We start from the raw sequence: 21,662 nt of genomic DNA on the forward strand, positions 1-21,662 counted from the left end.
GCGTGATCGAACGCAAAAGGCCGCCCCAAATGGGACGGCCTTTGCTCAAATTCGGATCGCTTATCAGTCGTCGAGGCTATCAAGATACGCGATCAAGTTCGCGCGATCTTCGATCTTGCGCATGCCATTGTAAGACATCGCTGTACCAGGTGCATACGCCTTGGGACCTTCCAGAAACGCGTTCAATTCTTCCGGGGTCCAAACATCATTCACAGCAATCAAAGCACCAGAATAGTTGAAGCCTTCGGATGCGGCAACGTCGCGACCAACAACACCGTAAAGGTAGGGGCCAACGCCGTTTTCGCCCTGTTCAAGCGCGTGACACGCAGAACAGGCACGCCATAGGCCTTCACCATCAGCCGCGCTGGCAAGCGCATAAACATCCGCGAAAGGAGGGCCTTCGTCGATTTCTTCTTCAATCGCATCACCGCCTTCAACGGGGATAACATAGGCTTGTTCGTGATCGCCGTGACCACCGGCATGATAGATCTCTTCGGCAACCCAGCTGCCCAGCAAAAAGACCAACAAAGTGCCGCAAACAGCACCGAGAACTTTGGTCATTGTCATTGTGTCGAACATGTCGCGTCCTATTTGCTTCTTGATTCACGTGCCATGTATCCGCTTCCCCCGCCAATGATCAAGGTGTAGCACCGCGACGAAATGCCCATTTTGATCGATATTGGGTGAAAGAGGGATAAAGATGACAAAACGCATCGCATTTCAGGGTGAACTCGGCGCTTACGGGCATCAGGCATGTTTCGAAGCACGCCCCGATTTTGAACCCCTTCCCTGCCCCACATTCGAATCCGCCATCGAAGCCGTGCGCAAAGGCGATGCCGATCTGGGCATGATCGCGGTTGAAAATTCGACCTACGGACGCGTGGGCGATGTGCATACGTTGCTGCCCGAAAGTGGCCTGCACATCATAGACGAGGCATTTGTGCGCGTGCACATCAACCTGCTTGGCAAACCGGGTGCGCAACTTAGCCATATCCGCACGGCCGCGGGCCACGTTGTGATCTTGCCCCAGTGCGGCAAATTCCTGCGCGAAAACGGAATTGCGACGCAGGTCAGCCCAGACAATGCGCGCGCTGCGATGGATGTGGCGCAAGGCGATGACATGAGCCTTGGCGCATTGGCGTCCGAAATGGCGGCCGATATCTACGGGCTGAACGTCTTGGCCCGTCACATCGAAGACCACGACCGCAACACAACACGGTTCCTGATTATGGCCCGCGAACTGGATCTATCGCGGCGCGGCAATCAGGGCATGGTCACAAGTTTTGTGTTCCGCGTGCGCAACATTCCTGCCGCACTGTACAAAGCGATGGGCGGTTTTGCGACAAACGGTGTCAACATGACCAAACTGGAAAGCTACATGGTCGGCGGTCAATTCACCGCGACGCAGTTTTACGCTGAGGTCGAAGGCCACCCAGATGACCGAAACGTGCAAAACGCCATGGAAGAGCTGGATTATTTCACAGACCACATCCGCCTTATGGGTGTCTTTCCTGCCGCCCCAAGGCGGCACGAAAAGGCCAGCACCTAACCGCGGTACTTTTTGTCGATGTCTTCGGCAAAATTGGTCAGCATGGTCTTGAATCGCGCTTCTGTCTTGCCACGCGCGAACCGCAACGATTGAAAAAACAGCTTGGCTGGTATCGTTTTGGCACCTGCCTCAGCGGTGATAATCAAGCGGGTGCGCGCGCGCGACAACGCCACAAGTTCAATCACCATTGTTCCATCCGCGCTGACAGAATTCACATCAATCGAAAGCCCGTTAGGCGTATCGACCTGAACAATCTGCGCCCTCACGGTGCGTTCTTTGCCGCGCATGCGGAAATTGACGCGCCACTTGGTCCCGACCTCGGCTGCATCGCTGGCCGACATCCGTTCCACATCGCCGCCACGGCGCATGATTGATCTCTCGAACGTCGCAAAATCAGTGACTTGGTCGAAAACAAAATCAATCGGGGCTTCGATATCTTCGCGTGCGGTAAGTTCCATTGTGGTCCTGCTCAAATGTCCGGCCTTTGCGGCCTGTTATGGGTCGCCCCGCGTGTTTAGGGGCGTCGGGTTAATCTAGCGTATTCGCCAGCCAGTTCTCTAGCAAAAAATGCGCAATTGCCCCGGCACGGGCAGGTTTGATGTCAGGGTGTTCCCCCGATGCCGCGCGGGCCATGTCAGCACGACTGACCCAGCGCGCATCCTCAAGCTCGACCGGATCAAGGGTGATTTCAGTGTTTGTCGCAACGCCGTAGCACCCCAGCATCAACGATGACGGAAAGGCCCACGGCTGGCTTGCCAGATACCCGACCGCGCCAACAGTGATCCCCGCTTCCTCGAACACCTCGCGGCGCACGGCGGCCTCCATCGTTTCTCCCGGTTCCAAAAACCCGGCGAGCAGGGAATACATCCCGTCCGGCCAACCGGGCGATCGGCCCACCAGCACATCATCCCCGTGCGTGATCAACATAATAACAACTGGATCGGTGCGCGGAAAATGTTGCGTGCCACAGACGGGACACACACGGCGCCATCCGGCATCCGCGGCCACGCTGGGCTGACCACACGTAGAACAAAAGCGGTGACTGTCATGCCATGACAAAACGGACTTGGCCGTCGCCGCAAGTTCAGCGTCGCGGGGTGAAAGCTGGGTCATGACGGCACGCAATTCAGCGAAACATACGTCGGGCGGCATGCTTGGGTGATGTTGCAACGACGGATCAAGGAACGCGCCAAGATCATCGTCCCCCAATTCGGGATCCCAATTATCGAGGCTCACGGCAAACAATGGCCCGGCATCATCCAACCCCAAGAATATCCGCAGCGCGCCCGCATCCGCCATAATCGCATGATCCAACGGCACGCGGGCAAGGCCGCCACCCTCCGACGTCAGCAGCGGTTTACCGCGCCAGATCACAAGGCTGCGCGCGACGGGGTCTTCTTCGGTTTTGGCAATATCGCCGCGCAATTGCGCAGCGCGATCAAGACCGGAGCCGCCAAAGGTAACTGTTTCTGCATGTTTCATAGCGCAACCGATGCCACGGGTTTGAACGGGGTGCAATCGCCCACACAAATAGCGCCCCTTGCACGAATCCGAACGCCCGCCTATATCACCGTTGAGGGGTTGGCGCGGGCAAGTGCCTCGCCAACCTGGTCAGGTCCGGAAGGAAGCAGCCACAACGAGCCCCACTTGGGTCGATGTCCAACCTCTCACCTCGCGCCAGAATGCTTTGCATTTTCGCGCTCGGAGGCAGATCGAAAGCCATGCTTTCGCGGAGTCTCCAAATGGATTAAAAGCGTTCCATGATCCCAACCCTAAAATCACTCGGCTGGACACCGGCCTTCGCGCGTCAGGTCGATTTGGTCGACGAAGACCACCCTGTTCGCGTCACGGCTGTACATCGGTCCCGCCTGGATGGTTTGTCCGAAAAGGGCCCGATATCGCTATCGCCCGTTGGACCTGCGGGCATGTATGCGGTCGGGGATTGGGTTATCGCAACGGGCCACGCCGCATCCGAACCACTTGAACGTGTTACCGAAATCACGCGGCGTGCCGCTGGCGAGGATTCCAAACCGCAACTGATCGCGGCGAATGTCGACACTTTGGGTATCGTCACAAGTTGTAACGCTGATTTCAATATCGCCCGGCTCGAACGGTATCTGGCGATGTGCGCGGCGTCAGGATGTTTGCCGTTGGTTATCCTGACAAAGGCAGATCAGTCTGATGACCCTGCGTCTTATGTCAAACAGGCGCAAAAACTTTCAACATTGCTCACGGCTATCGCGATTAATGCCACGGACGAGGAAGACGTCGCACGACTGACGCCATGGTGCAGTGACGGGCAAACGCTAGCGTTGGTGGGGTCATCCGGCGTGGGGAAAACCACGATCCAGAACCGGTTGACGGACGTGATCGACACGACCCAAGGTATCCGCGCGGACGATGCGAAAGGCCGCCACACGACCACCAACCGCAACCTGCGCGCCGCCCGTGCAGGCGGCTGGCTGATTGATACGCCGGGGATGCGCGAGTTGCGCCTGGTCGACGCAACCACAGGTGTCGATGAGGTGTTTGCCGATCTCACCGAACTGGCCACCCAGTGTAAATTTAACGATTGCGCCCATCAGACCGAACCGGGTTGCGCCGTCCGCGTCGCGATCGACGCGGGTGATATTGACGCAGACCGTCTGGAACGCTGGCGCAAGTTGGAAAAAGAAAACCGGTTCAACACGGCGACCGTGGGCGAAAACCGTGGCCACATGAAACGGCTTCAAAAGATGTACGACGAAGGTCAGGCGCGCGGCAAAGCTAAGCGGAAGTTCTAGCCGCCCAATTGAACTGCGCATCTGTTTCAACCGCACAACTGCGCGCAACGCGCAGACGGGCCAAAGCGGTATCTGGATGTTCCCCCGCCTCAACCATCAATCGCAATGCAGACATGCCAGATCGCCCACAGCCGCCGAAACAATGGGTCAAGATTTTACCACCCTTGGCAAGAACCTGCGCCGCAAGCACAGAAACCTCATCCCATTGCGTGTTAACGGCTGTATCCGGTGCGCCGAAATCAATGATAGGCAAATGCCGCCACGCGATACCAACCGCCATCAGGTCCGTGCCGAAATCCCCCGCACCAACGCGGTCCAGTTCGGCCTGCGTTGTCATCGTCAGCACCAGATCAGGGGCCCAATGCAAAACCGCTGACAAATTGTCTTCGTAGGGTCCAAACCGGCCCGGGATCGGGGACAAGGCAATGTGCCCTGCCCCCACAGCCACCGGATAAATGACGAATTCAGACTGGTCCATGGGCCACCACCTGTCCGGGCCTGTCACGGGCCCATTGCTGCATCAAGGCGCGCAGATCGTCATTGCCCGCCATTTCAATTGCCCGTTTAGGCAATGCAACGCCATGTTCCAACGCCAATTGCAAACACCCCACATAATCTGCCGACGCACGGAGAGGGTTGTTTTCAGACCCGTGAATAATCGTGCTGAGCAACGTGCCACCGTAGCTGTTCGTATGCCCCAAATCCGGCGCGAGGCTCAGGAAATAGGCCATGACGTCGGGCAAACCGTTCCAGCCCGCGGCCTGCACAGGCGTCACCCCTGCATCGTCGGGGCGATCCCATTCCAACCCGATGGCGACCAATGCCTTAAGATGGGAAATCTTATCCGGCAAATGCAGGATTTCACGCAGGATGTTGCGGTAGGCATCCGGCAGTTTTGCGGTGTCGATATATCCGTCCGGCACCTGTCCGGTCGCCGCAACGGCCAGCATGTCCTCTGTCGCACTAAGGGGTATCGCCTGTCCGCGTTCTTCGATCCGGCGGGCCAAACCCGCGTTTCCGAAGACCGTTGCGAACGCATAGGCACTGTGCCCGTTCCACAGGGCCGCGGGATCAGCACCATTTTCAAGCAACAGATCGCAGACCGTGCCTGAATTCATCCGCCGCGCGGCTTGGTGAAGGGACGGGATTACCCCGTTCGCGGCATCATTTGGTTTCGCCCCGCCATCCAGTAACAGTGCAACCATATCGGCGTTGTCAAAATCTAGCGCGCGCGGCAAGGCGTTCGTCCCCTTCGGATCAGCCCCATGTGACAACAGCAGTTTGACGCCTTGGACATGGCCAAGTTCAGTCGCGTGATACAGGCTTTCGTCGTCATTGGGGTTTGCCCCCGCTTCAAGCAGCCACTGCGCCAGCGCGATATTTCCCGCATGACCCAGCGCCCAATACAGCGGCGACAAAGGGTCGCCGTGTTCAACCGAACCGGCGTTCACGTCAGCACCGTTCGCCACCAGCATATCCGCAATCGCCACCGCATAGGCGGCCTTATCTGGCCAGACGGTGAACATCCGCGATTTTGCCAGATGCACCAAAGGCAACGAAGGCCCCGCAGGCGCAATAGCGAGCCCCGGGTCTTTCGTTAGCATCGCCCAAACCGATTTCACATCATAGAGGCCACACAGCAGTCCAAAATGATCAGCAGCCAGATCGGGCGTGTCATCGATCAGCCGCCGAACAACACCCGTCTGGCCCTGATGCAACGCAATTTTAAGGCGCTGTAGCTTCGCCGCACGTTCCAGGCCTAGCGTTTCAATGGCACCTTTCATGGCGGGCCACGTCGCAAAGCTGTTTTCACGCGCAATGACGTGGAGAAAATCAGCGTGCTTTAGGGCATCGCCTGCACGAGGTGGATAGGCACGCAAGCGTTCGCGCGCTGTCAGATCGCCAGCTTCATAGCTGGACTTCAATACCTTTGCGGCACGTCGAAATGTATCTAGGGGGTCTGTCATAGGACTTCCTCATCAACAGGTCCCAAGGTTCGCTGGCCGGGACAATGAGAAAGACCGGATTGGTCTATTCTGGGTCTTGAAGGGTGCCGATAACAGCTTTCCGCGAACCTGGATGCGTCCCTTACGCTACGTTTGGATAGGGCTTTTGCTTGCACAGGGCAAGTGAGCGTCTAAGTTGCCACGCATGGCAGACAAAAAACCGACCGACAAACGCACCGACATGGCCGAAGACCGAACGGCGATGGCCAATGAACGCACGTTTTCAAGCTGGATGGGAACGGGCCTCGGTGCGATTGGTGTCGCGATCGGGATGAAGGCCGTGTTTGGCGCATTTGAACCCACTTGGGCGGCCAAAGCTGTCGCCACGATCTTCTTGGTGATCGCGATCCTGATCTTTTGGCAAGCCCAACAACAAGCCTGCGCAACCCTATCACGATTGCGGGAAACCGATTTTGAGGCCAAATCAGGCAAAAGTTTCATCCTTTTGGCGGCTCTCATGAGCATCGCTGCCGTTGGAACAGGTGCCATTCTGTGGTCGCTGTAGGTGGACGCCGCTAGGACCCTCGCGTAGCTTAACCAAATGACCGAATCCGACACCCCGAAGTACCAAGTCCTCGCGCGGAAATACCGCCCAGAGACGTTTGCCGATCTTGTTGGCCAAGACGCCATGGTGCGCACCCTGAAAAACGCGTTTGCCGCGGATCGCATCGCGCAGGCGTTCATCATGACGGGTATCCGCGGGACAGGTAAAACCACGACCGCGCGCATTATCGCCAAGGGCATGAACTGCATCGGCGAGGATGGTCAGGGCGGCCCGACAACCGAACCCTGTGGCAAATGTGAAAACTGTGTTGCTATCATGGAAGGCCGCCACGTTGACGTCATGGAAATGGACGCCGCATCGCGCACCGGCGTTGGCGATATCCGTGAAATCATCGAGAGCGTGCATTACCGCGCTGCATCAGCCCGCTACAAAATTTACATCATCGACGAAGTTCACATGCTGTCCACAAGCGCGTTTAACGCACTGTTAAAGACGCTTGAAGAACCGCCAGAACATGTGAAATTCATCTTTGCGACGACGGAAATCCGCAAAGTGCCTGTCACGGTGCTGTCGCGCTGCCAGCGGTTTGATCTGCGCCGCATCGAACCCGAAGACCAGATTTGCCTGTTGCGCAAAATTGCCACCGCAGAGGGCGCGCAGATCACCGACGATGCACTTGCGCTAATCACCCGCGCCGCTGAAGGGTCCGCGCGCGATGCGCAATCGCTCTTGGATCAGGCGATTTCGCATGGCGCAGGTGAAACTACCGCCGAACAGGTGCGTGCGATGCTTGGCCTCGCGGATCGTGGCCGGGTTTTGGACCTGTTTGATATGATCCTGCGTGGCCAAGCGGGCGACGCATTGCATGAACTGTCCAGCCAATATGCAGACGGTGCCGACCCCATGGCGATCCTGCGCGATCTGGCAGAAATCGCCCACTGGGTCAGCGTTATCAAAATCACGCCCGACGCCGCCGAAGACCCAACTGTAGGACCTGATGAACGTACACGCGGCGCACAGATGGCCACCGATCTGCCCATGCGGGTGTTGTCGCGTCTGTGGCAAATGCTTCTCAAATCCCTCGAAGAAGTCGCAATGGCACCGAACGCAATGATGGCCGCCGAAATGGCTGTGATCCGCCTGACCCATGTGGCTGACCTGCCCAGCCCCGAAGAACTGGTGCGCAAACTGGATGGCGTAACGCCGCCCACAACGGGACCGGGCGGTGGCGCACCACGCGCGGCCCCGACGACGCAAACCACCGCACAGTCCAGCACACCCGCCCCCAACCATTCCGGCACGGGCGGTACGTCTGCAACGTCTGGCAACACGGTTTTGGCCGTCGCCACCGACGACGCGCTGGCCCATTACCCGACCTTTGATCATGTCGTTGAACTGATCCGCAAACACCGCGATGTGAAATTGCTGGTTGATGTGGAAACTGGTGTGCGATTGGCCGCCTATCAACCCGGCCGCATCGAATTTGTGCCTGCCCCGAATGCCCCCGCTGATCTTGCGCAAAAGCTCGGCTCGCGGCTTCAGGCGTGGACGGGTAACCGTTGGGCTGTGACCATGGTGAACGAAGGCGGGGCCGAAACCATCGCCGAGGTCCGTGATCATGAGGCCAATGAACTGCGCCAAAAAGCAACGGCGCACCCCCTTGTTCAGGCCGTGATCGCGCAATTTCCGGGCGCAAAAATCACCGACATCCGCACACCCAAAGCGCTTGAGGCAGAGGCGATGGTCGAAGCCCTGCAAGAGGTCGAAGATGAATGGGATCCGTTTGAGGACAGCTAACTTGCGACCGCGCACGCACGCCCCTATCTAGATCGCAACACAGACACACGAGGAGAATTCGATGTTCAAAGGACTTGGCGGGCTCGGCGATATGGCCGGCATGATGAAAAAAGCCCAGCAAATGCAAACAGACATGGCCGCGCTGCAAGAAGAACTGCACGCCGTCATGGTTGTGGGTGAAAGCGGTGCGGGCCTTGTAAAGGCAACCGCATCCGCCAAGGGCGAACTTAAGGCGCTGGATATCGATCCTTCAATCTTCAACGGCGATGACAAAGAAGTCGTCGAAGATCTGATCCTTGCGGCAATCAAAGACGCGCAAGGCAAAGCATCTGACAAAGCCCAAGAAGAAATGGCGAAACTGACCGAAGGTCTTGGTTTGCCAGCGGATATGAAGCTCCCGTTTTAAGGTGAGCCAAGCCCCCAAAGACATCGACGCACTGATTGATCTGATGGCCCGCCTTCCGGGGCTCGGGCCGCGATCAGCGCGCCGTGCCGTGCTGCATCTGATCAAGAAACGCGGCCAGTTGTTGACCCCTTTGGCCGACGCAATGGCTGTGGTCGGACAAACCGCACGCGAATGTCTGAACTGCGGCAACATCGGTACGTCTGATATCTGCGGCATCTGCGACAGTGAAAAACGCAACATCGGTCAGATTTGTGTCGTGGAAGACGTGGCCGATCTGTGGGCGATGGAACGCGCTGGTGTGTTCAAGGGGCGCTATCACGTCCTTGGGGGCACCCTGTCTGCGCTGGATGATATTGGCCCTGATGAATTGCGCATTCCCAAACTGCGCGACCGTATTACGACCGAAAATATCACCGAAGTGATCCTCGCGCTCGGCGCGACGATCGACGGGCAAACGACTGCCCACTACATCGCCGATGAATTGCGCGGTGTTCAGGTCACATCATTGGCCCAAGGCGTGCCAGTGGGTGGGGAGTTGGATTATCTGGACGACGGAACAATCACCGCCGCCCTGAATGCGCGTAAAGCGCTTTGACACAAAAAGGCCCCGACGTTTCCATCGAGGCCCCTTTGAAACTGTCCTAATGATCAGTCTTCGTCGTCATCGCCTGCATCATCAGGCAAGTTGAAGAACGTGTCTTTGTCCGGAACCGATGTGTCTTCATCGGGCTCGACATCCGTGCTCAGTGTGAATGTTTCAAGACCTTCAATCGCGGATGGAATCTTTGGCTCGGCGTCGCCACCAAGGCTCTGTTCTGTCGACACGAGCTTGCGACGCTCATCATCGCTCATGACGCCGCCCTCTTTCAGCTTTTTGGCCGCTGCCTTTTGCACGGCTGCGTCCAGTTCAACCTGTTTACATAGGCCCAAAGCAACCGGATCAATCGGTTCGATGTTATTGATGTTCCAGTGCGTGCGTTCGCGGATCGCCTGAATCGTTGGCTTCGTGGTGCCGACCAGTTTGGAAATCTGACCATCGGACAATTCGGGGTGGAATTTCACCAACCAATAGATCGACGCAGGACGATCCTGACGCTTGGACAGGGGCGTATAACGCGGGCCGCGACGCTTTTCTTCACCTGATGAACCGGGGTGGAATAACAAAACCAGCTTGTGCTTGGGGTCTGCTTCGCCCTTGTCGATTTCTTCTTGTGTCAGCTGCTTGTTCGCAATCGGGTCAAACCCTTTGACGCCTGTTGCAACGTCGCCGTCCGCGATGCCCTGAACCTCAAGCTCGTGCAGTCCGCAGAAATCCGCGATCTGCTTGAAGGTCATTGTGGTGTTGTCACACAGCCAAACTGCTGTGGCTTTGGCCATAATCGGTGTGCCGCTCATCTCGTCTTCTCCATATCAAATCGACATGCCTACCCTAGGCCCTTGAAGGGGCAGACCGTTTCGGGCCGGGTTCACATTGTCGGGGAACTTGAGCCGTATATAGTGGTGCAAACCGTTTATGGAAAGACCCCAAATGTTTCGCATGATCGCCCTATTACTGGTTCTGGCCACCCCTTTGCGCGCCCAACACACCGCCGGCGACTTTGATTACTACGTTTTGGCCCTGTCGTGGTCGCCCAACTGGTGCGCGTTAGAGGGCGATTCCCGCAACTCCCCGCAATGCGATGATGATGCTGATTTCGGATGGGTCCTGCACGGACTTTGGCCACAATACGAAGACGGGTGGCCCGCCGATTGCCGCCATGGGTTTCGCAACCCATCGCGCGGGGACACATCTGCGATGGCCGACCTGTTTGGCAGTTCAGGGTCTGCGTGGCATCAGTGGAACAAACACGGGTCTTGTTCAGGCCTGTCACCGGATGATTATTACGCCTTTGCGCGGGTCGCATATGCGCGCATCACCCGCCCCGCCGTTTTGCGCAATCTGGACCGATCCGTGACCCTGCCCGCATCCCTGATCGAAGACGCCTTCATCCGCGACAACCCATTTCTGGAACCAGATCAAATCACCATCACCTGCCGCAGTGGTCGCATCCAAGAAGCACGCATTTGCCTCACCCGTGATCTTGAACCCCGAACATGTGGGTCCGACGTGATCCGTGATTGCAACTTGGATGACGCGCTGTTTGATCCGGTGCGGTAGGCCCTAGCGTTCAAGGAAGTGATAAGATTCCAGAATCGCCGCTGTCAGCCCGTCAAAGAAATCAGGCGTTGTTACGTCGATCAAGATGCCCGCGTCGTCGGTTTCGCTATCAAGTTTGACGGCAAAAAGATGGGTTTCGGATTTTGACAGCTCTCGATAGCTGGCGCCTGTGCCGTGTTTCAACACATTGACCGCAAGGTAAAACTGGTAAATCCGATAGGCGAGCTGAGGTTGACCTGCACCTGTCAGCAACGCGTGTAGTTTGCGTGAAAACGGTCCGCGTTTGAAATGGTGCTGCATGCGCGCTTCGAACACTGCGAAAATGTCGACCGCCAACGCCGCAAGGGCGGCTGCCTGCGTATGCATATCTGCAAGCTGCGCACCAGATGGCGCTGCGTCGTCCGCCGCTGCTCGTATTTGCTCAATTGCATCGTAATGCGTTTTCGCACTGGCCTGCGCCACAGCGACAAGGTCCGGCACACTTTGTGAAGCTTCCATCGTTTATTCTCCATCTGTTCGTGCCCATCTACGCTACGGCACACAGAAAGATAGGGGCGTGACGCTGAAAATATCAGCACCGACGTTTTAGACCTTCAGCACGATCTTCCCGATATGTGCACTGCTTTCCATTCGCGTGTGCGCCGCCGCCGCATCCGCCAGCGCGAATTGCTGATCCATCACCGGTGCAACCTGACCAGATGCCAGCAATGGCCAGACATGTTGGCGCAGCTGCTGCGCGATTTCTGCTTTCGCGAGGTCAGATTGCGGGCGCAGCGTGGACCCCGTGATTGTCAGGCGACGCATCATCATAACGGCAAAATTCAACTCGATCTTCGGGCCTTGAAGGAACGCTATTTGCACCAGCCGCCCGTCATCAGCCAAGGCGCGCACGTTGCGGGGCAAGTAATCACCGCCCACCATATCAAGAATCAGGTTCGCGCCGCCCGCAGCCTTGATCACTTCGACGAAATCATCGTCGCGATAGTTGATCGCAACCTCTGCCCCGAGGTCCAGACAAGCCGCGCATTTGGCGTCTGATCCTGCGGTCGTGAACACCCGCGCCCCAAACGCGTTGGCCAATTGAATCGCTGTTGTGCCGATGCCCGACGATCCACCGTGAACCAAAAACCGTTCCCCCGCGTTCAACCCGCCACGCATGAACACATTGGACCAGACGGTGAAAAAGGTTTCCGGCAAACAGGCGGCTTGTTTCAATGACAGGCCATCAGGGATCGGCAGGCAGTGGGCGGCAGGGGTGCAGACCTGTTCGGCATATCCACCGCCGGGCAGCAGCGCACAAACGGTATCGCCGATCGCGATATCCGTCACACCGTCACCAATCGCAACCACCTCGCCGGACGCCTCAAGCCCTGGCAGATCGCTTGCGCCTTTGGGCGGGTTATATAGGCCTGCGCGTTGCAGCGCGTCGGGTCGGTTCACCCCAGCATAGGCAATCTTGATCCGAACCTCACCATGGCGTGGGTCTGGCACCGGGCGGTCCGTCACGGTCAAAACCTCGGGCCCACCTGCCTGTGCAATTTCAACAGCCTTCATCGCGGGGATACCCATGATCCGGGCAAATCGCTGGGTGGTTTTCCGGGCGCTTTGATCCGCGATGTGAATTGACCCAGTGCCGCCGCAAACGGCTTTGTCAGCGGGTTCTGCGCCATCGCCGCTTTGAAGGTTTCAAACTGCATGACGTTTTCGATGCGCCGATCAATGAACGCGCGGGTGGCTTGCCCGTCAACGCTGTCATCACCTAGCCAGTACAAAACCACCGCCCCGTAAACAGCCGATAATGTTGCGCGCTTCGTGTACCAGTTCACGTCGTCCGATGTGTCGCCCAACGCCGTCCAGATCGCATCTGCGGTGCCCCAGATCAGCTTGGATCCTTCGGGCGCCATGTGTGGCAGGGCAAACAACGCAGACCCGCGGCGCACGGCCTCTTTGTCGTTTACTGCATCAAGGCGCAATTGCACCGCATGGGCGACCTTATCGCGAAATCGCATGTCAGACAGGTCTGCGGATTTGAGCGCGTCTACCATCGCAGCGTCGCCTTGCGTATGGAACAGGATCGCCAAATCGACCGCCCCACGTGGACAAAGTGCGCGGGCGTCTTCCAACGATATACCGCCATCTTCTGCGGCAGCGCCAAAGGCATCATCCGACCAACCGTCAAAGGCCACATGGGGCAGAATCGCATCCAGCAAAGAGGGGGCAGTCACAGTCATATCGCGCTCCTTTTCAGGCGTTTGGCATATACTATCCGAAGTCGGGGCCAACGTGTATGCCTTGTTCCACGGTGATATCAGACTTCGGTAGACAAATTAGGGCGGCCACGCTATACGGCCAGTTCCTGCAAATCCTTGCAACTCCAGACTAGAAAGGTGGTGAAAACCACATGCAGGTTAGTGTTCGTGACAACAACGTCGATCAGGCGCTTCGCGCTCTGAAGAAAAAGCTCCAGCGTGAGGGCGTTTTTCGTGAGATGAAGCTTAAGCAAGCTTTTGAGAAACCTTCCGAAAAGAAGGCACGCGAAAAGGCCGAAGCTATCCGTCGTCAGCGTAAGCTGGCTCGGAAGAAGCTCCAGCGCGAAGGCATGATGTAAGTCATTTCTTCACTTAGAGAATTGGAAAACCCCCGTACCGTAAGGCGCGGGGGTTTTTCTTTGACGGGTATTGTCCGGGTTCAGGCGATGTCCGCCAACAAACGGTTCCATAAAATTTAGACAGGCAGTGCCGTGGTCTGGCGCACGGTCCGCAAGGCAAACGAACTTTGCATGCCCTGCACACCCGGCAAACTGGCCAGATACCGGCGGTGGATACGGGCAAAATCCTCGGCGTCTTCGGCAACAACCTTGAGCAGGTAATCCGCTGATCCCGCCATCAGGTGACATTCGAGCACATCAGGGATGCGCGCCACGGATTTCTCGAATGCGTCAAGAACATCATCGGCCTGTGCCCGCAGCGTTATTTCCACGAACACCGTCGTTTTGCGATCCACTTTTCGCGGGTTCACGAGGGCGACATACCCACTGATGAACCCGTCCTTTTCCAACCGCTGCACGCGGCGGTGGCAAGCCGAGGGGGACAAGTTTACCTTGTCGGACAGTTCCGCATTGGACAAACGCCCTTCGCGCTGGAGGGCTGTTAGAAGGCGGCGATCTGTTTCATCAAGGTCATTCAACGCAAAATTCTCCTGCGATTGCGCGATTTGCGCGTCATTCTACGTGAGTACTAGCGCTAACACGCCAAACATTGCCACCTTTTTCCACCCAAACAGCGCGAATGTCGCATCAGGAAGAGGAGACACCCCAATGCACATCGGTTGCCCCAAAGAAATCAAACCCCAAGAATTCCGCGTCGGTTTGACACCAAACGCGGCCCGCGAAGCGATTGCCCACGGCCACACAGTTACCGTCCAGACCCAAGGCGGCGTCGGTGCCGGCTTTAGCGACGAAGACTATATCGACGCGGGTGCAGTGATTGCCGAAACGGCGGCTGAAATTTTTGCCACCGCAGACATGATCGTAAAGGTTAAAGAACCCCAGCCGGTTGAGCGTGCGATGCTGCGCGAAGGCCAGTTGCTGTTTACGTATCTGCACCTCGCGCCGGATCCAGAACAAACCAAAGATCTGTTGGCGTCAGGATGCACTGCAATCGCTTACGAAACCGTAACAGACCGTAGCGGTGGCCTGCCCCTGCTTGCCCCGATGTCCGAAGTTGCGGGCCGTTTGGCGCCTCAGGTCGGCAGTTGGACGTTGCAAAAGGCCAATGGCGGGCGCGGCGTTTTGATGGGCGGCGTGCCGGGCGTTGGCCCCGCAAAGGTCGTTGTCATTGGCGGTGGTGTTGTGGGCACACATGCCGCGCGGGTTGCTGCCGGGATGGGTGCGGATGTGACGGTTCTGGATCGGTCCCTGCCCCGCATGCGGTACTTGGATGATGTGTTCAGCCGTGATTTCAAAACGATGTACGCGTCTGCCGGAAACACCATCGAAATGGTCCGCGAAGCCGATATGGTCATCGGTGCTGTCCTGATCCCCGGTGCGGCGGCGCCAAAGCTGATCAGCCGCGCACAATTGTCCGAAATGAAACCCGGTGCGGCGATTGTGGATGTGGCGATTGACCAAGGCGGATGCTTTGAAACATCCAAGGCCACAACGCACCAAGACCCGATCTATGACGTGGACGGGATCATGCATTATTGCGTGGCCAACATGCCCGGCGCGGTTGCGCGTACGTCCACGATTGCGCTGTCTAATGCAACGATGCCATTCATGCTGGCCCTTGCAGACAAGGGTTGGCGGCAAGCCTGTGAGGACGATGAACACTTGCTGAACGGGCTAAATGTTCATGCTGGTCAGTTGACGTATTACGCGGTTGGCAAGGCGCTGGGGATTGACGTGTTGTCCCCGCAGCTTGCGCTGAAAGCCTAAACAAAAAAGGCCCGCCATCGCTGCCGGGCCTTTCACATCGATCAACATCGATTACTTCTTCAGAGCAGCCAGAATGTCTGCAAGAAGCTCTTCCTGCGTTGGGCCTGCTGGCTCAGCCGGGGCTGCTTCTGGCTCTGGGCCTTTGGCTTTGTTCACGGCCTTAACCAACAAGAACACCACAAATGCGATGATCAAGAAGTTGATGATTGCCATGATGAAGCGACCATAGGCAAACACGGCTGCGCCCGCTTCGTCTGCGGCTGCTATTGTTGTGAATTCACCACCACCGAGGTTCGCGAACAGGCCCGCAAAATCAAGCCCGCCCATGAAGAGGCTGATGATTGGGTTAATCAAATCAGCCACCAAGCTGCCGACAATTGCGGTGAACGCCGCACCAATGATGATACCAACGGCCATGTCCATGACATTGCCTTTTGCGATGAAGTCTTTGAATTCTTTGATCATTTTTTCTATCCCTTAGCTTATTTTATGCGCCGCGGTCTTCGCCACTTACGCTTACGCGCACACCTTTACCCCAGTTAATGCACATTACCAAAGGGTTAAAATCCCTCCCACTTCCCCTTAGGTCTGGCAGGAGCCCATCAAAAGGATATTTTCAATGACCGATCTTTCAAACTTTTCAATCACTGGCAAATGGCCCGCGCATAATCCGGACGTCATTCAGCTGTATTCCTACCCCACGCCCAACGGCGTTAAGGTTTCCATCGCGCTTGAGGAAATGGGGATTGCCTACGAACCCCACCTTGTGACGCTGTCGGATGCTGATGTGAAATCGCCCGAGTTCTTAAGCCTGAATCCGAACAACAAAATCCCTGCAATCATTGACCCAAATGGCCCTGACGGCCCGATCGGTCTGTGGGAAAGTGGCGCGATCCTGATCTATCTGGCCGAAAAATCCGGCATGTTGATGGGGTCGAATGCGGCGCAAAAAGCCCATGTTATCAAATGGGTGATGTTCCAGATGGGCGGACTGGGGCCAATGTTTGGCCAGCTTGGCTATTTTTCAAAGTTCGCCGGATCCGAGATCGAAGACCCGCGCCCCAAGCAGCGATATGTCGACGAAGCCAAACGTTTACTGGCGGTTCTTGAGAAAGAACTGGACGGAAAAGACTGGATCGCGGGCGATTTTTCGATCGCCGATATCGCGATTGCGCCCTGGCTGAATGCGCTGGCGTTTTATGGCACGCAAGAGATCACGGGATACCATGATCTCAAGAACGTGCCCGCCTACGTGGAGCGGTTTATGGCCCGTCCCGCAGTGCAAAAAGGCAAGACAATCCCGAACCCCAAAGGTTAATAATTCGCCTAACAAAACGTAAACCGCCCCGCTGAAAGGTTAATCAGCGGGGCGGAATGTACGGTATGGGTCGGGTATGGGTTTGATATGGGTCTGGTATGGGCGCGCAGCCCTACTGCGGCAACTCACCCGTCAGAACATAGCGCAAAATCTGGACGACTTGCGCGGGATCACGGGCCACGGCAAGGGCGGCTGCATCGACTTCTTTCAATGCGTGATCATGATCGGGTTGTTGCAAAACGATCAATGATTTGCCCAATGCAGATGCGACACCTGCATCAAACGCCGCATTCCACTGGCGGTATTTTTCACCAAAACGCACCACGACAACATCCGCGTCGGCGATGCCTTTGCGGGTACGGATCGCGTTGATGTTCGCGCCTTTGTTGTCGTGCCAGAACTTGTTGGGTTCATCCCCAAGAATGGCGACACCGCAATCATCGGACGCTTCGTGGTTGGTGACGGGGGACGAAAATTCGACGTCCAACCCTGCGGCCCCGTCCGTGATCTGTTCGCGCCAGTCCGTGTGAATTTCGCCGGATAGATAAACCTTGAGCATCGCGCCCTCCTTTTGTTGAAAAGAAGTCTAGCCCATCACGTGCGGCGTGCCACCTGGTATTACACGCGCTTCGCCACGATCTATCACACGCGCTTCGCCACGATCTATCACACGCGCTTCGCCACGATGTACCGAGAGATCGCCGGGAAATTCCCCGCCTCGACGATTGTGAACCCTGCAAATTTAAGCGCTGATTCAAGGTCGGCATGTGTCAGGAACCGCACGGCGGGCGCTTTGCCGATCCATTTCATGAGCGGTAGGATCGCGCGGATCGCGTGACGTTTGAACCCGAACGCAGGATCGGCGAGGCACGGTGTTTTGGAAATAAAGTACCCGCCCACTGGCAGCATACGGTACACATCCGCGAAAATGTCTTCGGCGCGATCAACAAGGTGAAACAGATTATGCCCAAGGACGACGTCAAAGGAATCCTGCAGATTTGCGCTGTCTTTGGCGTTGGCGACGCGAAATTCGGCGTTGGTTGTGCCGCCGTCTGACGCCTTGCCACGGGCGATGTTGATCATTTCGGGAGAGATATCGGTGCCCACAATTTCACGCACATGGGGCGCCAAAAGCAGGGCCGTTGATCCGGTACCGCAGCCCATTTCCAACACGCGGTCGTCTGCTTTCAAATAAGAGATCGTGCGTTCCAAAGTGTATTCATACGCGGGCATATCCGCGATCGCGTCCTTGGCATATTTGGGCGCGATCTTGTCCCAGAACTTTGCGTTATCCATCATCGGGTCTCCTTTGGGTCTTACTACATCCGCATGGATCACCTTGGAATTGACGAAATACGCAGGGTATCTATACGTTTACGTATGGATATTGACCCCGACAGGCTGGATTGGACACATTTACGCAGCTTTCTGGCGACGGCTGAAACCGCGTCACTGTCTGCCGCCGCGCGCAAATTGGGGCTGACGCAACCCACGCTGAGCCGTCAGGTGGCCGCGCTTGAGACTAGCCTGTCCATCCTGCTGTTCGAACGTGTCGGGCGCGGGCTGGAATTGACCGATGCGGGGCGCGAACTACTGACACATGTGCAAGATATGGGGGCAGCGGCGTCGCGGCTTGCGCTTACGGCGGCGGCGCAGCGTTCCGATATTAGCGGCAAAGTCCGCATCACGGCGAGCGACATTTATTCAACCATTTTCGTGCCGCAAATGATCGTCGAGGTGCGCAAACGGGCCCCCGGATTGATCATCGAGGTTGTGGCCACCAACGACATTTCAGACCTGATGCGCCGCGAGGCAGACATCGCCATCCGCCACATGCGCCCCGAAGAACCCGACCTTGTGGCGCGACTGGTGCGAGAAGTGACGGGGCGGTTTTACGCGGCAACGTCGTATCTGGACAAACGGGGCCGCCCCAAGACACGCGAAGATTTGGCGCAGCACGATTGGGTGTCGTTTGGCGATACCAACCGCATGGTCGATTACATGGTCGCAATGGGAATTCCCGTGATGCACGACGGGTTCAAGGTCGGGTCCGAAAACGGGCTGGTCGCGTGGGAAATGGCCTGTGCAGGCCTTGGGATTTGCCCGATGGACGACGCCGTTGGCGCGCTGTCCAACGGGATGGAGGTTGTGCTGGAGGGGGAGTTAGATGTGACGTTCCCCATATGGCTTGTCACCCACAGAGAAGTGCACACCAGCCCCCGAATAAGGTTGGTGTTTGATATTTTGGCGCAGTGCATTGGCGCGACCAAAGCAGGCCGTTAGCCGCGCAAAGTACCGCCTGTGGCTTTGCTGACTTTCTCGACGATCTTGGTGCAGACCGCTTCGATGTCGGCCTCTTTCAAGGTGGCGTCTGTGGGTTGCAGCCGGACAGTCATGGCGAGGGATTTTTTCCCTTCGCCCAACGACCCACCGATGAATTCATCGAAAATGCGCACGTCTTCGATCAGGGCTTTGTCCGCCCCTGCCGCCGCATTGACCGCCGTCAGCGCATCGATGTTGGTATCCACAACGAAGGCAAAATCGCGTTCAACCGCCTGAAGGTCTGGCACAGAGGCAGCACCCCGATTGGCGGTGACTTTCTTGGGTAGGGGGATTTCTTGCGGGAACAGAACGAAGCCGACAACAGGGCCTTTGACGTCCAGCGCAGTCAGGATCTTAGGGTGGATTTCACCGAATATCCCGAGGACTTTTTTGGGCCCAAGACAGATCATACCGTGGCGACCGGGGTGCCAGACATCGCCTGCGCCGCGCAGAATTTGCGCTTTAGCGGGGGCGCCCATGGCGCTCAGGATGGCCTCGGCGTCGGCTTTGGCGTCATAGATATCGACGTCACGCGATGCGCCGTGCACGTCCTTGGGGGTGGTTTTGCCCACAAGGATACCCGTGACCAGCGTGTGCTGTTCACCCGGTTCGCCGCCATGGAACGCATCGCCCGCTTCGAACAAGGCCATGTTGGCCATGCCGCGGGCTTGGTTGCGGGCGGCGGCCTGTAGCAGACCGGGCAGCAGCGCGGGGCGCATGTGCGACATTTCAGAGCTGATCGGGTTGGCCAACATCGTGACGTCCGTGCCACCACCAAACAGCGCGGCGGCTGCTTTGTCGATGAAGCTGTAGGTCACGCATTCGTTGTAGCCGAGCGCCGCAGTCGTGCGCCGCGCCATCCGCAGACGGTTCTGCATAGGCGTCAAAACAGGTTCCGGCACGCCTGCACGGGCGCGGGGCATTGGCACGGGTTTGAGGTTGGACAGGGACGCAATGCGCGCCACTTCTTCGACCAGATCCGCCGTGCCTTGAACGTCGGGGCGCCAGCTGGGCACGTTCGCCATGTCGCCATCCATGACGAAACCCAGTTTGGTCAGGGTGTCGCGCTGGGTGTCGGAGGGAATGTCCATGCCGACCAGCGATGAACAACGATCTGTGTCGAGCTTATACGCGCGGGCGGTGTCGGGGATTTCACCCGCCTGCACCACCTCGGACGCCTCACCGCCGGCGTGATCAACGATCATGCGCACAGCATGTTCGAGGCCTTCGGGCGTGAAGGCGGGATCGATGCCGCGTTCAAACCGATAGCGCGCGTCGCTGTTAATCTTCAGCGCGCGGCCTGTGTAGGCGGTACGGATCGGGTCAAAATAGGCGGCTTCGACAAAGACATTCACGGTGTCCGCCGTGCAGCCAGTGCGCAGTCCGCCCATGACGCCACCGATGGATTCCGGCCCTTCGGCATCGGAAATCACGGTCGCGCCCTCGGGGAATGTGTATTCTTTTTCATCAAGTCCCACGAGGGTTTCGTCACCTTTGGCAAGGTGCATCCGCAGGGTGTTGCCAGTGATTTTATCCGCGTCAAACACGTGCAGCGGGCGGTTCAGATCGTAGGTGAACCAGTTGGTGACATCCACAAGAAAGCTGATGGGGCGCAGGCCGATAGCACGCAATTTTTGCTGCAACCACGCGGGGCTGGGGCCATTTTTCACGCCTTTGATGACGCGGCCAAAGAAGACCGGTGCTTGATCAAGGGTATCATCGTCGATGGTGACGCTGACGGGGTTGGGGAAGGTCGCTGGCACGGTTTCGATGTCGTTAGCTTTCATCGTGCCGAGGCCACGGGCCGCCAGATCACGGGCAACACCGCGCACGCCCAGCGCGTCGGGGCGGTTCGGGGTGATGGCGATTTCGATCACCGGATCAACCTTGGACGGATCATGCTGGGCCAGATAATCAGCGAAGCTTTGGCCGATTTCACCTGCTGGCAGTTCAATGATGCCGTTGTGTTCGTCAGACAGCTCAAGCTCTTTTTCGGACGCCATCATGCCGAAGCTTTCGATGCCACGGATTTTGCCAACGGAAATCGTGATGTCGAGGCCGGGGATATAGGTGCCCGGTTTGGCGACGACGACGGTGATGCCCTCGCGTGCGTTGGGCGCACCGCAAATGATCTGCGTCGGGCCTTCGCCTGCGTCGACGGTGCACACGCGCAGCTTATCCGCATCGGGGTGCTTTTCGGCGGCGGTCACTTTGCCGATCACGAAATCGGACAGCTTGGCGGCAGGGTTTTCGATGCCCTCGACCTCAAGCCCGAGATCGGTGAGCGTGTCCGCGATCTCGTCCACAGAGGCGTCCGTGTCGAGGTGGGATTTAAGCCAAGAGAGGGTGAATTTCATCGCAAGTGTCCTGCCGAATAAGTGTT

General features: G+C 57.4%; 25 protein-coding genes and 1 other RNA gene. 12 read left to right on the plus strand and 14 right to left on the minus strand.

From position 1 onward, the window contains the following. Positions 1 to 63: 63 nt before the first annotated feature. A complete protein-coding gene (locus L0664_RS08525) occupies positions 64 to 579 on the minus strand; it encodes a c-type cytochrome (protein WP_235225227.1) in 516 nt (171 codons plus the stop codon). Between the two features lie 121 nt (positions 580 to 700). Here L0664_RS08525 and L0664_RS08530 point away from each other — a divergent pair, with 121 nt between their 5' ends. Beyond that, entirely contained in the window at positions 701 to 1,549 is an 849-nt protein-coding gene (locus L0664_RS08530; protein ID WP_235225228.1) for a prephenate dehydratase, read from the plus strand. Here the strand turns inward: L0664_RS08530 and L0664_RS08535 are convergent. Together L0664_RS08535 and nudC are read right to left on the minus strand one after the other, a co-directional pair. Next, positions 1,546 to 2,007: an SRPBCC family protein gene (locus L0664_RS08535; protein ID WP_235225229.1), complete on the minus strand. Its 462-nt coding sequence runs from the start codon at positions 2,005 to 2,007 to the stop codon at positions 1,546 to 1,548. The two genes, L0664_RS08530 and L0664_RS08535, sit on opposite strands and share 4 nt — an antisense overlap. Positions 2,008 to 2,077: 70 nt before the next feature. After that, the gene (gene nudC / locus L0664_RS08540) at positions 2,078 to 3,031 is read right to left on the minus strand and encodes an NAD(+) diphosphatase (RefSeq protein ID WP_235225230.1); all 954 of its coding nucleotides are present in this window, start codon (positions 3,029 to 3,031) and stop codon (positions 2,078 to 2,080) included. 92 nt (positions 3,032 to 3,123) lie between these two features. Between nudC and ffs the strand changes: the two genes are divergently transcribed. Both ffs and rsgA read left to right on the plus strand, forming a co-directional pair. Then, positions 3,124 to 3,222, plus strand: an RNA gene (ffs, locus tag L0664_RS08545) — signal recognition particle sRNA small type. 87 nt (positions 3,223 to 3,309) lie between these two features. Continuing rightward, positions 3,310 to 4,332: a ribosome small subunit-dependent GTPase A gene (rsgA, locus tag L0664_RS08550; RefSeq protein ID WP_235225231.1), complete on the plus strand. Its 1,023-nt coding sequence runs from the start codon at positions 3,310 to 3,312 to the stop codon at positions 4,330 to 4,332. On the opposite strand, the gene L0664_RS08555 is transcribed toward rsgA, so the two are convergent. Beyond that, complete coding sequence (locus L0664_RS08555) at positions 4,316 to 4,810, minus strand: phosphatase domain-containing putative toxin (protein WP_235225232.1); 495 nt, start codon at positions 4,808 to 4,810, stop codon at positions 4,316 to 4,318. The two genes, rsgA and L0664_RS08555, sit on opposite strands and share 17 nt — an antisense overlap. Continuing rightward, complete coding sequence (locus L0664_RS08560; RefSeq protein ID WP_235225233.1) at positions 4,797 to 6,299, minus strand: ankyrin repeat domain-containing protein; 1,503 nt, start codon at positions 6,297 to 6,299, stop codon at positions 4,797 to 4,799. Before L0664_RS08560 ends, L0664_RS08555 begins: the two co-directional genes overlap by 14 nt. Before the next feature lie 184 nt (positions 6,300 to 6,483). Here L0664_RS08560 and L0664_RS08565 point away from each other — a divergent pair, with 184 nt between their 5' ends. From L0664_RS08565 to recR, 4 genes are all read left to right on the plus strand, one after another. Beyond that, on the plus strand, positions 6,484 to 6,843 hold the full coding sequence (locus L0664_RS08565; RefSeq protein ID WP_235225234.1) for a YidH family protein: 360 nt from the start codon (positions 6,484 to 6,486) through the stop codon (positions 6,841 to 6,843). Positions 6,844 to 6,879: 36 nt separating this feature from the next. After that, positions 6,880 to 8,640 (plus strand): DNA polymerase III subunit gamma/tau, encoded by a 1,761-nt coding sequence (locus tag L0664_RS08570; protein ID WP_235225235.1) that lies wholly within the window; start codon positions 6,880 to 6,882, stop codon positions 8,638 to 8,640. Between the two features lie 61 nt (positions 8,641 to 8,701). Next, positions 8,702 to 9,046 (plus strand): YbaB/EbfC family nucleoid-associated protein, encoded by a 345-nt coding sequence (locus tag L0664_RS08575; RefSeq protein WP_235225236.1) that lies wholly within the window; start codon positions 8,702 to 8,704, stop codon positions 9,044 to 9,046. A gap of 1 nt (position 9,047) precedes the next feature. After that, complete coding sequence (recR, locus tag L0664_RS08580; RefSeq protein ID WP_235225237.1) at positions 9,048 to 9,641, plus strand: recombination mediator RecR; 594 nt, start codon at positions 9,048 to 9,050, stop codon at positions 9,639 to 9,641. Between the two features lie 53 nt (positions 9,642 to 9,694). Here the strand turns inward: recR and L0664_RS08585 are convergent, their stop codons facing one another. Continuing rightward, positions 9,695 to 10,441: a DUF1013 domain-containing protein gene (locus L0664_RS08585; RefSeq protein WP_235225238.1), complete on the minus strand. Its 747-nt coding sequence runs from the start codon at positions 10,439 to 10,441 to the stop codon at positions 9,695 to 9,697. Positions 10,442 to 10,559: 118 nt separating this feature from the next. Here L0664_RS08585 and L0664_RS08590 point away from each other — a divergent pair, with 118 nt between their 5' ends. Further along, the gene (locus tag L0664_RS08590) at positions 10,560 to 11,204 is read left to right on the plus strand and encodes a ribonuclease T2 (protein WP_235225239.1); all 645 of its coding nucleotides are present in this window, start codon (positions 10,560 to 10,562) and stop codon (positions 11,202 to 11,204) included. 3 nt (positions 11,205 to 11,207) lie between these two features. On the opposite strand, the gene L0664_RS08595 is transcribed toward L0664_RS08590, so the two are convergent. The 3 genes from L0664_RS08595 to L0664_RS08605 form a co-directional block, all read right to left on the minus strand. Then, complete coding sequence (locus tag L0664_RS08595; protein ID WP_235225240.1) at positions 11,208 to 11,702, minus strand: hypothetical protein; 495 nt, start codon at positions 11,700 to 11,702, stop codon at positions 11,208 to 11,210. An 87-nt stretch (positions 11,703 to 11,789) separates the two neighbouring features. Beyond that, positions 11,790 to 12,758 carry an NAD(P)H-quinone oxidoreductase gene (locus L0664_RS08600; RefSeq protein ID WP_235226164.1) on the minus strand — a complete coding sequence of 323 codons (969 nt, stop codon included), beginning with the start codon at positions 12,756 to 12,758 and terminating at the stop codon, positions 11,790 to 11,792. Continuing rightward, positions 12,755 to 13,435 (minus strand): COQ9 family protein, encoded by a 681-nt coding sequence (locus L0664_RS08605; protein ID WP_235225241.1) that lies wholly within the window; start codon positions 13,433 to 13,435, stop codon positions 12,755 to 12,757. Before L0664_RS08605 ends, L0664_RS08600 begins: the two co-directional genes overlap by 4 nt. A gap of 170 nt (positions 13,436 to 13,605) precedes the next feature. Here L0664_RS08605 and rpsU point away from each other — a divergent pair, with 170 nt between their 5' ends. Continuing rightward, complete coding sequence (gene rpsU, locus L0664_RS08610; protein ID WP_235225242.1) at positions 13,606 to 13,812, plus strand: 30S ribosomal protein S21; 207 nt, start codon at positions 13,606 to 13,608, stop codon at positions 13,810 to 13,812. 116 nt (positions 13,813 to 13,928) lie between these two features. On the opposite strand, the gene L0664_RS08615 is transcribed toward rpsU, so the two are convergent. After that, entirely contained in the window at positions 13,929 to 14,390 is a 462-nt protein-coding gene (locus L0664_RS08615) for an Lrp/AsnC family transcriptional regulator (RefSeq protein ID WP_235225243.1), read from the minus strand. Between the two features lie 130 nt (positions 14,391 to 14,520). Here L0664_RS08615 and ald point away from each other — a divergent pair, with 130 nt between their 5' ends. Beyond that, the gene (gene ald, locus L0664_RS08620) at positions 14,521 to 15,639 is read left to right on the plus strand and encodes an alanine dehydrogenase (RefSeq protein ID WP_235225244.1); all 1,119 of its coding nucleotides are present in this window, start codon (positions 14,521 to 14,523) and stop codon (positions 15,637 to 15,639) included. 51 nt (positions 15,640 to 15,690) lie between these two features. Here ald and mscL read toward each other — a convergent pair whose 3' ends face one another. Then, complete coding sequence (mscL, locus tag L0664_RS08625; protein WP_235225245.1) at positions 15,691 to 16,104, minus strand: large conductance mechanosensitive channel protein MscL; 414 nt, start codon at positions 16,102 to 16,104, stop codon at positions 15,691 to 15,693. Between the two features lie 154 nt (positions 16,105 to 16,258). On the opposite strand from mscL, the gene L0664_RS08630 reads away from it, so the two are divergent. Continuing rightward, positions 16,259 to 16,957, plus strand: a complete 699-nt coding sequence (locus tag L0664_RS08630; protein ID WP_235225246.1) for a glutathione S-transferase family protein — start codon at positions 16,259 to 16,261, stop codon at positions 16,955 to 16,957. 112 nt (positions 16,958 to 17,069) lie between these two features. On the opposite strand, the gene L0664_RS08635 is transcribed toward L0664_RS08630, so the two are convergent. Together L0664_RS08635 and L0664_RS08640 are read right to left on the minus strand one after the other, a co-directional pair. Beyond that, the gene (locus L0664_RS08635) at positions 17,070 to 17,516 is read right to left on the minus strand and encodes a YtoQ family protein (protein ID WP_235225247.1); all 447 of its coding nucleotides are present in this window, start codon (positions 17,514 to 17,516) and stop codon (positions 17,070 to 17,072) included. A gap of 107 nt (positions 17,517 to 17,623) precedes the next feature. Continuing rightward, positions 17,624 to 18,256 carry a class I SAM-dependent methyltransferase gene (locus tag L0664_RS08640; protein WP_235225248.1) on the minus strand — a complete coding sequence of 211 codons (633 nt, stop codon included), beginning with the start codon at positions 18,254 to 18,256 and terminating at the stop codon, positions 17,624 to 17,626. Between the two features lie 81 nt (positions 18,257 to 18,337). Between L0664_RS08640 and L0664_RS08645 the strand changes: the two genes are divergently transcribed. After that, positions 18,338 to 19,240 (plus strand): LysR family transcriptional regulator, encoded by a 903-nt coding sequence (locus L0664_RS08645; protein WP_235225249.1) that lies wholly within the window; start codon positions 18,338 to 18,340, stop codon positions 19,238 to 19,240. Here the strand turns inward: L0664_RS08645 and pheT are convergent. Beyond that, positions 19,237 to 21,636: a phenylalanine--tRNA ligase subunit beta gene (pheT, locus tag L0664_RS08650; RefSeq protein ID WP_235225250.1), complete on the minus strand. Its 2,400-nt coding sequence runs from the start codon at positions 21,634 to 21,636 to the stop codon at positions 19,237 to 19,239. The genes L0664_RS08645 and pheT overlap by 4 nt on opposite strands. Between the last annotated feature and the right edge of the window lie 26 nt (positions 21,637 to 21,662).

This window comes from Octadecabacter dasysiphoniae, from assembly GCF_021532615.1.
GTDB lineage: Bacteria > Pseudomonadota > Alphaproteobacteria > Rhodobacterales > Rhodobacteraceae > Octadecabacter > Octadecabacter dasysiphoniae.